Below are 9,073 nucleotides of genomic sequence, written 5' to 3' on the forward strand. Positions count from 1 at the left end.
CCATGACGCAGCACGCCAGCCCACCGCTCCTCCCGGACCCCGCGCAGCCCGCGCGCGGGCGCCTGCACCACGTCGACAACCTGCGGGTCGCGTTGACCGTGCTGGTCGTCCTGCACCACGCCGCGCTCACCTACGGCAACATCCCTGTGTGGTTCTACCTCGAACCGGCCCAGGACCCCTCCGGCGGTCTGCTGGACCTGCTCGTCTTCCTCAACCAGACCTACTTCATGGGACTGTTCTTCCTGCTCGCGGGTTACTTCGTGCCGGGAGCGGCCGACCGCCGGGGCGGGCGCGGGCTGGTCCGCGAGCGCCTGGTGCGCCTGGGAGCGCCCTTCCTGCTGTTCGTGCTGCTGGTACGCCCGTTCCTGGTGATCCCCAACTACGCGCCCGCCGTCGAGATGTTCGCGGCCGAGGGCGCCGAGCTGCCGTTCTGGCTGTTCCTGATCGTGACCTACGACCCCGGGCCCATGTGGTTCGTGGAGGTCCTGCTGGTCATGACCCTGGCCTACGTGGCCGTGCGGAGCCTGCGCGAGCGCCGCGCCCGGAAGGCGGGCGCGGAGGTCGAGCCCCCCGCGCGGCCCGCCGACACCGCTCCGCTGCGCTGGGCGGCACCCGTCGCGGCCCTCACCCTGGGCCTGGCCCTGGTCACCTTCGCCTGGCGCTACCTGGCCCCGGCCCCGTACTGGCCGGTCGTGGGGCTGCCCAGCCCCGGTTACCTGCCCCAGTACGCCACACTGTTCGTCCTGGGCGTGCTGGCCTACCGGGGCAACTGGCTGACCAGGCTGCCCGGTGCCGCCGGGTGGTGGGGCGCGGCCCTGGCCCTGGCGGGCCTGGCGGCGGGCGCGGCGGTCACGGTCCTGCTGGGAGAGGTCGCGCCCGCCCCGGGCACCTGGCGGGCGCTGGCGCAGATCACGTCCGAATCCGTCCTGGCCACGGGTGCGGTGCTCACGCTGCTGGTGGGCTTCCGGCGCTTCGCCAGCGGGAGCAACCGCCTCACGCGCTGGCTGTCCGACAACGCCTTCGCCGTGTACGTCCTGCACCCGCTGGTGCTGGTGGGGCTGGGTGTGGCCCTGAGCGGTTGGGAGGCCAGCGCGCTCGTGAAGTTCCTCGGCATGGGCGCGCTCGCGGTTCCGGCCTGCTGGGCGCTGGCCACCGCCGTGCGGGCGGTTCCCGGAGTCCGGCGGATCCTGTGAGGGAGCGGTGGGGGCCCGCCTCCGCGAAAGCCGGAGACGGGCCCCACCCGCGTGCGTAGGGCTAGGGTCGGAACGCGACCGACACGAAGGGACCGTGGTGACCAGCCAGAAGGAACGTATGCTCGCCGGTGAGCTCTACCAGGCCGACGACCCCGACCTCCAAGCCGACCTCATCCGGGCGGAGAGGCGCGCGGCGGCGTTCAACAGCGCATCCGTGGACGACCCGGACCGCCGAGAGCTCCTGGCCGACCTGTTGGGCGAGCTGGGCGAGGACGCCTGGGTCCGGCCCCCGCTGCGGGTGGACTACGGCTCCATGATCACCATCGGCGCGCGCACGTTCGTCAACTGCGGCGCGGTGATGCTGGACGTGGCCCCGATCAGCATCGGCGCGGACGTGCAGATCGGCCCCAACGTCCAACTGCTCACCCCCACCCACCCCGTGGACCCCGAACAGCGGCGCGACAAGTGGGAGGCGGCCGAGCCGATCACCATCGGCGACAACGTGTGGCTGGGCGGCGGGGTCATCGTCTGCCCGGGTGTGACGATCGGGGAGAACACCGTGGTGGGCGCCGGGGCGGTGGTCGTGCGCGACCTGCCCGCCAACGTGGTGGCCGTCGGCAACCCGGCCCGCGTGGTGCGCCACATCTGACCCGGTCCGACCCGGGGAGGGGCGCGACCTCCATCAGGGGCCGTGGCTACGGCGTGCGCGCCGTCCGTTCGGCACGCCCCCGCGTGCCGAACGGACACGGAGAGCCGCCCCCCGGTGTGGCGCCACCGGGGGGCGGGGTCTGTGGCGGCGGAAGCGGCCCCCTCGGAGGCGCCCGCCCGAAGACGGGGGAGGCTCCGTCCGGGCCCTGCCCCGCGACTCCTCTAGGACACCGTGCGCCCGGCCGGAACCGCCGCGGAGTCGTCGGCGGCGAACTGGGTCCGGTACAGCTCCGCGTAGCGGCCGCCGCGGGCCAGCAGTTCGGCGTGGGTGCCGCGCTCCACGATCCGTCCGGCCTCCACGACCAGGATGGCGTCGGCGGCGCGGACGGTGGAGAGGCGGTGGGCGATGACCAGCGCGGTCCGCCCCTCCAGCGCCTCGGACAGGGCGGCCTGCACCGCGGCCTCGGAGGTGGAGTCCAGGGCCGAGGTGGCCTCGTCGAGGATGACCACCTCGGGCCCGGCCACCAGCAGGCGGGCGATGGTCAGGCGCTGGCGCTCACCTCCGGAGAAGCGGTACCCTCGCTCGCCGACCACCGTGTCCAGCCCGTCGGGCAGGGCGGCGACGAGCCGGTCCAGGCGGGCGCGGCGCAGCGCGTCCCACAGTTCCTCCTCCGTCACCCCGGGCCGGGCCAGCGAAAGGTTGGCGCGCACGGTCTCGTGGAACAGGTGCCCGTCCTGGGTGACCATGCCCAGGGTGGCGCGCACGGAGGCGGAGGACAGGTCGCGCACGTCCACCCCCGCCAGGCGCACGGCGCCCGAGTCCACGTCGTACAGGCGCGGGGCCAGTTGGGCGATGGTGGACTTGCCCGCGCCGGAGGAGCCCACCAGGGCGACCGTCTGCCCGGGTTCGATCCGGAAGGACACCCCGTGCAGGACCTCGCGCTGCTCGGCTGTGTCCAGGACGGCGACATCCTCCAGGGAGGCCAGCGACACCCTGTCCGCGGAGGGGTAGGCGAAGGAGACGTCGTCGAACTCCACCGACACCGGCCCGTCGGGGACCTCTCGGGCCTCCTCCCTCTCCTCCACGAGGGGCCGCAGGTCCAGGATCTCGAAGACCCGGCTGAAGCTGACCAGTGCGCTCATCACCTCCACCCGGGCACTGGCCAGGGAGGTGAGCGGGGCGTACAGGCGGGTGAGGAGCATGCCCATGGACACCACGGTTCCCGCGTCCAGGCGGCCGGTGAGGGCGTAGAAGCCGCCCAGGCCGTAGACCAGGGCCAGGGCGAGCGCGGAGACCAGGGTCAGGGCGGTGAAGAAGACCTCCTGGACCATCGCGGTGCGCACGCCGATGTCGCGGACCCGTCCGGCGCGGCGGGCGAACTCGGCCGACTCCTCCTCGGGGCGGCCGAAGAGCTTGACCAGGGTGGCGCCCGGAGCCGAGAAGCGCTCGGTCATCTGGGTGCCCATCGCCGCGTTGTGGACGGTGCGCTCGCGCTCGATCCTGGCCAGGCGCGCGCCCATTCGGCGGGCGGGCACCACGAACAGCGGCAGCAGGACGAGCGCGAGCAGGGTGATCTGCCAGGACAGGGCGAGCATGACGGCCAGGGCCAGGACCAGGGTGACCAGGTTGCTGAGCACCCCGGAGAGCACGTCGCCGAAGGCGCGCTGGGCGCCGATGACGTCGTTGTTGAGGCGGCTGACCAGGGCACCTGTGCGGGTGCGGGTGAAGAAGGCGACCGGCATGCGCTGGACGTGGTCGTAGACGGTGGTGCGCAGGTCCAGGATGAGCCCCTCGCCGACGCGGGAGGAGAGCCAGCGCACCACCAGCCCCAGGGCGGCTTCGAGGACGGCCACGGCGGCGATGAGCCCGGCCAGCAACAGCACGGGTTCCAGCGGACCGCCCCCGGTGATGGCGGTGACGACCCGTCCGGCCAGGAGCGGGGAGGCCACGGTCAGGACGGCGGTGACCGCGCTCAGGGCCACGAACCAGGCGAGCTGGCGCGCGTGTGGCCGGGCGAAGGAGGCGATCCGGCGCAGGACGGGCAGTGAGAAGGGGCGCTGGTCCTCGCGGGCGTGCATGGCGTGGTACATCGAGCTCCACGCGGCCATTTCCATACTCATGGTCGTCCACCGGATCTGTCGGAGTTGATGCCGTGAACCGTAGAACCTAAACAAATATTTAGGTCAAACCCCGGCCGCAGCCCGAAGGCCGCCGTGCGGAGGAGCGGCCGGGCGGCGGTTCTCCCACACCCGCGGACATGTGCGCGCTTCCTGCTCACGCGGTGTTGCGGTGTACAACACGCCCACGTGTGCCCCTCGGGGCCGAGAGCCGGGCGACGGGGTGGCGGATCGTGCCCGTGGCCCCGGAGTCACGCCCGGCCGGACCGGGAGTCAGGGCGGCACGGGCGCGGACCGAGGGGCGGCGTCGGGCGCCGGGGCGGGGGCGGTCGTCCGCCGGACGGTACGCCGTCGTGGTCTCCCGCGCGCGAGAACTGTTCACGGTCGGCCCGGTGTGCACGGCCGTGCCCGCCTCCGTGTCCACAGCCTCTCCCGGCAGGGGTGCGCGGCGTCTCCGTGCTGAACACGGAAACCACCACGGACCGCGCGCCCCGTACTCACTCGACGCCGGATTCCGGATGCCCCTTGAGTCCCTCTTGCCCCAGGGGTCCGTGTTCTTAGCTATGTCCGGTGGCCGATACTGGGGGTGCCAGCGGCCGGAACCAACGGGGGAGATGCGTGTGACCACCAGCAGTGAGACGGCTTCGGGGCCTTGGACCGACCTGGCCTACAGGACCGCCGTCACCGATGACGTCCCCGCGCTCGTCGAGCTGGTCAACTCCTGCTACCGAGGCGACTCATCCAAACAGGGATGGACCACCGAGGCCGACCTGCTCGACGGACAGCGCGTGGACGCCGGGGGCGTGGCCGAGCTGCTGGCGCGCACCAACACGATCGTGCTGGTCGCCGAGGCCGAGGGCCGGATCGTGGCCTGCTGCGAGCTCCAGCGCGGCGTCAACGGCGCCTACTTCGGCATGTTCTCGGTACGGCCCGGCATCCAGGGCGGTGGCCTGGGCAAGCGGGTCCTGGCCGAGGCGGAGGAGACCGCGGTGCGCGAGTGGGGCTGCCGCCTGATGCGGATGAAGGTACTCAAGCAGCGCCCGGAGCTGATCGCCTGGTACGAGCGGCGCGGCTACACCAACACCGGTAAGACCGAGCCCTTCCCCTACGGGGACGCGACTTTCGGCCTGCCCAAGCGCGCGGATCTGGCCTTCGTCGAACTCACCCGGGAACTGCCCGCCCCCTGACTGGCGCGCCGACCCGGGCCCGGCCGCGTCAGCCCTGTTCGAGGTTGGCCGACATCCGCTCCAGCACGTCGACCGCGGTGCGGTACTCCTCGGCGCTGACCCCCCGCGAGATACGGCGGCGGGCCTCGTCGACCCTGTTGAAGAGGGATTCGTGCGCGGACTCTCCCGCCGCGCTGAGGCTCAGGGAGACCAGGCCCTCCACCCAGCCGCGCCGACGCAGCTCCTCGACCACCGGGGTGACGCTGTCCTCGTCCTCGTCCAGGAACGCGGCGAGCCTGCGGTCCAGGTCGGCGACCGTGCCCGGTTCGGTGCGCAGGGAGTTGAGCACCTGCCAGTGGCGGCGCCCCAGCGACTCCGCGGCCAGGGTCCGGTCCAGATCGTTCTCGATGAGCCGGTCCAGGTGCTTGAGCCAGTAGCCGATCGGCAGGTCGGACATGGTACTCCTTCCAGCGGGGACTGCGCGGGCGTCCACTCTCCGAGACACGTCGAAGATAGATCGCCGCACCGCGCACCGCCAACGACCGGCGGCGGTGTCGGCGCGGGGGTCCGGCACGGCGGGCGGCGCCCGCCGTGCCGGGGAGCCCCCGTGGCGGGTCAGACCCGGCACAGGATCGCGCCGCGCGGGACCACGAACACCCCGTCGGGGTCCCGGCTCCAGGCCGTCCAGCCCGCCGAGATGCGCTCCAACTCCTCCCGGGTGGCGTGGCCCTCCGCGACCGCCTGGCGGCCCATGTCCGACTCCAGGATGCGCCGGGACCACATACCGCCCCACCAGGCGCGGCGTTCGGGGGAGGAGTGGTTCCACACCTCGGCCACGTAGGTGACGTCCTCGAACCCGGCCTCGCGGGCCCAGGAGGCCATGCGCCGCCCCGCGTCGGGCTCGCCGCCGTTGGCGCGCGCCACGCGCTGGTACAGGTCCATCCACGCGTCCAGTTCGGGCAGACGCGGATACCAGTACATCCCTGAGTAATCGCTGTCGCAGGCGGCCACGACCCCGCCCGGCCTGGCCACGCGGCGCATCTCGGCCAGGGCCCGGACCGGGTCGGCCACGTGCTGGAGGACCTGGTGGGCGTGGACGACGTCGAAGGAGTCATCGGGCAGGTCCAGGTCGTGGACGTCGCCGACCCGGAACTCGATGTTGTCCGCTCCGGCCTCCCGCGCGCTGGCGCGGGCCAGTTCGACGGCCTCGGCCGAGGCGTCCACGGCGGTGACCCGCCCGGGGGCGACCCTGCGGGCGAGGTCGGCGGTGATGCTGCCCGGGCCGCAGCCCACGTCCAGCAGCGAGCGGCCGGGGACCATCCGGTCCAGGACGTAGGCGGCGGAGTTCTCCGCGTCGCGCCAGCGGTAGGAGTCGGTGACCGTGGGGTGCTGGCCGTGGGTGTAGCGCGTCATCGGAACGCCCTCTCGTGGGTCGCGGGCGGGAGCGAACACCTCGGACCCTACACCTTCGTCTCTTTTAATGAGATCGACTTCTCGCCATATGAGACGGAAAGGGGGTGTCCCTGATCGGCAGGGGGTCGGAGCCGTGGAGGCGACCGGCCACGGGACGGGCGAGGAAGGCGAAACTCCTGGGAAAAACCCCGCACGGACCGATGAGTTCCGCCGCCCGGAGGCGTCATCACGGGTAGGACGGGCGCGCGCAGGGCCGCGCCGCACACCGAGAGGACCAGGTCATGACACGGCTGAACAAGATCACCCCCTGCCTGTGGTTCGACACCCGTGCCGAGGAGGCCGCCCGCTTCTACGTGGGCCTGTTCGACGACTCGCGCATCCTGCGGGTCCGGCACTTCGGCCCCGAGGGGCCCCGGCCCGCCGACATGGTGCTGACCGTTGACTTCGAGATCGACGGACAGCAGATCACCGCCCTCAACGGCGGCCCGGAGTTCACTTTCTCCGAGGCGGTCTCCCTCCAGGTGATCTGCGACAGCCAGGAGGAGTCCGACCACTACTGGGCCAGGCTCAGCGAGGGGGGCGAGGAGGGCCGGTGCGGCTGGCTCAAGGACCGCTTCGGCTTCTCCTGGCAGGTCTTCCCGGCCGAGCTGGACGACCTGCTGGCCGACCCCGATCCCGGCCGGGCCGGACGCGCCATGCGGGCCATGCTCGAGATGGGCCGGATCGACCTGGCCGAGATACGGCGGGCCGCGGACGCGGCCTGACCCCGCGGCGGCCGTCCGCGCAGGGAGACGGCTGCGCGGCCGGCTGCGGCCGGTCTCAGACCCGGGCCAGGGACAGGTAGGCGAAGCCGAGCGTCTCCCGGGTGCCGCGCAGCCAGAAGTCGCGGTACCGGTCGGCCCCGGCACGGATCCGGTCGGCGCCGGGGGGAGCTGGGGTTGCGCTCCAGCCAACCCTCCCGCCCCCGGGCGTGCCGGGACTCGAAGGCGTCCCACTCCTCCGGCGTGGCCTGCGACAGGGCCCGCAGCCACGCCCTGCGACACCGCGGCGGTGCCACCGCCCTTCCGGGGCCGCCTCGTGACAGGCGGCCCCGGAAGGGGGCGCGGCCGCGGTCAGATGTGGCGGGTACCGCTGGACCCGTCCGCGGGGCCCGGGCGGTCCACGTAGTTCATGACCACGTCGCAGCTGTACTGGAACTCGTCCATGAGCCGCTGCGCCTCGATCAGGAGCACGCCGTAGGGCAGCCGGAGGTCGTCGAAGGGCGGGGAGTCCTCGGCTTCCTTGACCCGCACGAGGTCGTCGTGGTGCTCCTGGGCCTCCTCCGCGAGGCGGCACAGCCTCCGGGCCTGGGGGCCGAGGCGGTCCTGGTCCAATCCGCTCAGCTCGCGGGTGATCTCGGAGACCGAGGCGAGGAAGTTCCCGTAGAGGCGGAGGAAGTCCTGGTAGGCGGAGCGTTCCTCGTCACGGCTCCACAGGTGGATGCTGCGGGCCAGGGAGCCGAGCTGGTGGGTGGTGCGCTCCAGGGCGTCGACGAGCTGCTGGTAACCCTCGAAGGCGACGTGGTGGCGGTGCCTGCGCAGGAGTCTGGCCGGGTTGAGGTAGACGCTCTCCCAGGCGGTGTCCACCGCCGAACGCGTCTGCTGGACGGTGGACGAGAGCCGGTTGGCCCGGCGCCGCCAGTCCTCGGCCTCGTCCTCGGTCAGGTTCCCCCGTTCCATTCCGCGCCGGATGTCCCCGATCAGATCGCACTCGGCGTGCGCGAGGGAGCGGATGGCGTACTCCGCGCTGCGGAACCGCATGGGTGGCAGCACGAGGATGTTGACCGCGGTGCCGATGGCGCAGCCGATGAGCACCAGCAACAGGATCTGGGAGAGGTCCACCAGGCGCCCGGTGTATCCCTCGGAGGTAAGGAAGGTGGAGAAGGCGAAGAACGCGGCCGTGACCACCTGGGAGCCCTGGCTGCCCAGGGGCCTCCACCGGCCGATGATCAGGGCGATGAGCGTGACCACGACGAAGGTCAGCATGTCCGGGCCCGCCGCGAAACCCAGGACGGCCTGCACCGTGATCCCGAGCGCCACCGCACCCACGTAGCGCAGCGACTGGACCACCGACTGGTAGACCGTGACCTGCATCATCAGGACCGCGGTGAAGGGGGCGAAGGCCGGAGAGCTGGCCTGCATCAGGTGCTGTGCGACGAACCACGCCAACGACGCGGCCAGGGCGCTCTTGCCGATGGAAAGCGCCGTGTGCCGTTCGTGCCCGTCCGAGCCCATCGCACGGCTCACCCACGCGCGTGCGCGGGCCACGGCTCCGCCCGCGCCCGCTCTGTCCCGACCTGCCACTGCTTCCTCCCACCGGTACTCTCGCCGACCTTCTTCCAGGGGCGCAGCTACCCGGGGCGGAGGGCGGCGAAGCATGGAAGGGGGCGGGTGTGGATCACTCAGCGGCGCAGGGCGCAGTCCCCGCAGTACCCCGCGCCCGGCACCCGGTAGTACAGGCAGCACGTGGTGCGCCGGAACACCCCCAGCCCGGAGG

The 9,073-nt window shown here is 72.5% G+C and carries 9 protein-coding genes; 4 read left to right on the forward strand and 5 right to left on the reverse strand.

What is annotated here, in order from left to right; translation table 11 throughout:
• Positions 1-2 precede the first annotated feature (2 nt).
• Together ABD54_RS00865 and ABD54_RS00870 are read left to right on the forward strand one after the other, a co-directional pair.
• Positions 3-1,193, forward strand: a complete 1,191-nt coding sequence (locus ABD54_RS00865; RefSeq protein ID WP_047867489.1) for an acyltransferase — start codon at positions 3-5, stop codon at positions 1,191-1,193.
• A gap of 118 nt (positions 1,194-1,311) precedes the next feature.
• Entirely contained in the window at positions 1,312-1,842 is a 531-nt protein-coding gene (locus ABD54_RS00870) for a sugar O-acetyltransferase (protein WP_200904013.1), read from the forward strand.
• Between the two features lie 221 nt (positions 1,843-2,063).
• Here ABD54_RS00870 and ABD54_RS00875 read toward each other — a convergent pair whose 3' ends face one another.
• Positions 2,064-3,962, reverse strand: coding sequence for an ABC transporter ATP-binding protein (locus ABD54_RS00875; protein ID WP_047867491.1), 1,899 nt, complete (start codon positions 3,960-3,962; stop codon positions 2,064-2,066).
• 611 nt (positions 3,963-4,573) lie between these two features.
• Between ABD54_RS00875 and ABD54_RS00880 the strand changes: the two genes are divergently transcribed.
• Positions 4,574-5,146, forward strand: coding sequence for a GNAT family N-acetyltransferase (locus ABD54_RS00880; RefSeq protein WP_047867492.1), 573 nt, complete (start codon positions 4,574-4,576; stop codon positions 5,144-5,146).
• A 28-nt stretch (positions 5,147-5,174) separates the two neighbouring features.
• On the opposite strand, the gene ABD54_RS00885 is transcribed toward ABD54_RS00880, so the two are convergent.
• Positions 5,175-5,582: a MarR family winged helix-turn-helix transcriptional regulator gene (locus ABD54_RS00885; protein WP_047867493.1), complete on the reverse strand. Its 408-nt coding sequence runs from the start codon at positions 5,580-5,582 to the stop codon at positions 5,175-5,177.
• A 158-nt stretch (positions 5,583-5,740) separates the two neighbouring features.
• Positions 5,741-6,538: a methyltransferase domain-containing protein gene (locus tag ABD54_RS00890; protein WP_047867494.1), complete on the reverse strand. Its 798-nt coding sequence runs from the start codon at positions 6,536-6,538 to the stop codon at positions 5,741-5,743.
• 281 nt (positions 6,539-6,819) lie between these two features.
• Here ABD54_RS00890 and ABD54_RS00895 point away from each other — a divergent pair, with 281 nt between their 5' ends.
• The gene (locus tag ABD54_RS00895) at positions 6,820-7,302 is read left to right on the forward strand and encodes a VOC family protein (RefSeq protein WP_047867495.1); all 483 of its coding nucleotides are present in this window, start codon (positions 6,820-6,822) and stop codon (positions 7,300-7,302) included.
• 348 nt (positions 7,303-7,650) lie between these two features.
• Here the strand turns inward: ABD54_RS00895 and ABD54_RS00900 are convergent, their stop codons facing one another.
• Positions 7,651-8,880 (reverse strand): aromatic acid exporter family protein, encoded by a 1,230-nt coding sequence (locus ABD54_RS00900; protein ID WP_047867496.1) that lies wholly within the window; start codon positions 8,878-8,880, stop codon positions 7,651-7,653.
• Positions 8,881-8,978: 98 nt separating this feature from the next.
• The coding region (locus ABD54_RS26835) for a (2Fe-2S)-binding protein (RefSeq protein WP_200904011.1) at positions 8,979-9,073 on the reverse strand (95 nt) is incomplete at its 5' end.

It is taken from the genome of Nocardiopsis sp. RV163, from assembly GCF_001029525.1.
Lineage (GTDB): Bacteria > Actinomycetota > Actinomycetes > Streptosporangiales > Streptosporangiaceae > Nocardiopsis > Nocardiopsis dassonvillei.

What these genes read in the sequence shown, in the direction of transcription:
- ABD54_RS00865 (WP_047867489.1), top strand. Translation starts at nt 3, where the DNA reads ATGACGCAGCACGCCAGCCCACCGCTCCTCCCGGACCCCGCGCAGCCC.
- ABD54_RS00870 (WP_200904013.1), top strand. Translation starts at nt 1,312, where the DNA reads ATGCTCGCCGGTGAGCTCTACCAGGCCGACGACCCCGACCTCCAAGCC.
- ABD54_RS00875 (WP_047867491.1), bottom strand. Translation starts at nt 3,962, where the DNA reads ATGAGTATGGAAATGGCCGCGTGGAGCTCGATGTACCACGCCATGCAC.
- ABD54_RS00880 (WP_047867492.1), top strand. Translation starts at nt 4,574, where the DNA reads ATGCGTGTGACCACCAGCAGTGAGACGGCTTCGGGGCCTTGGACCGAC.
- ABD54_RS00885 (WP_047867493.1), bottom strand. Translation starts at nt 5,582, where the DNA reads ATGTCCGACCTGCCGATCGGCTACTGGCTCAAGCACCTGGACCGGCTC.
- ABD54_RS00890 (WP_047867494.1), bottom strand. Translation starts at nt 6,538, where the DNA reads ATGACGCGCTACACCCACGGCCAGCACCCCACGGTCACCGACTCCTAC.
- ABD54_RS00895 (WP_047867495.1), top strand. Translation starts at nt 6,820, where the DNA reads ATGACACGGCTGAACAAGATCACCCCCTGCCTGTGGTTCGACACCCGT.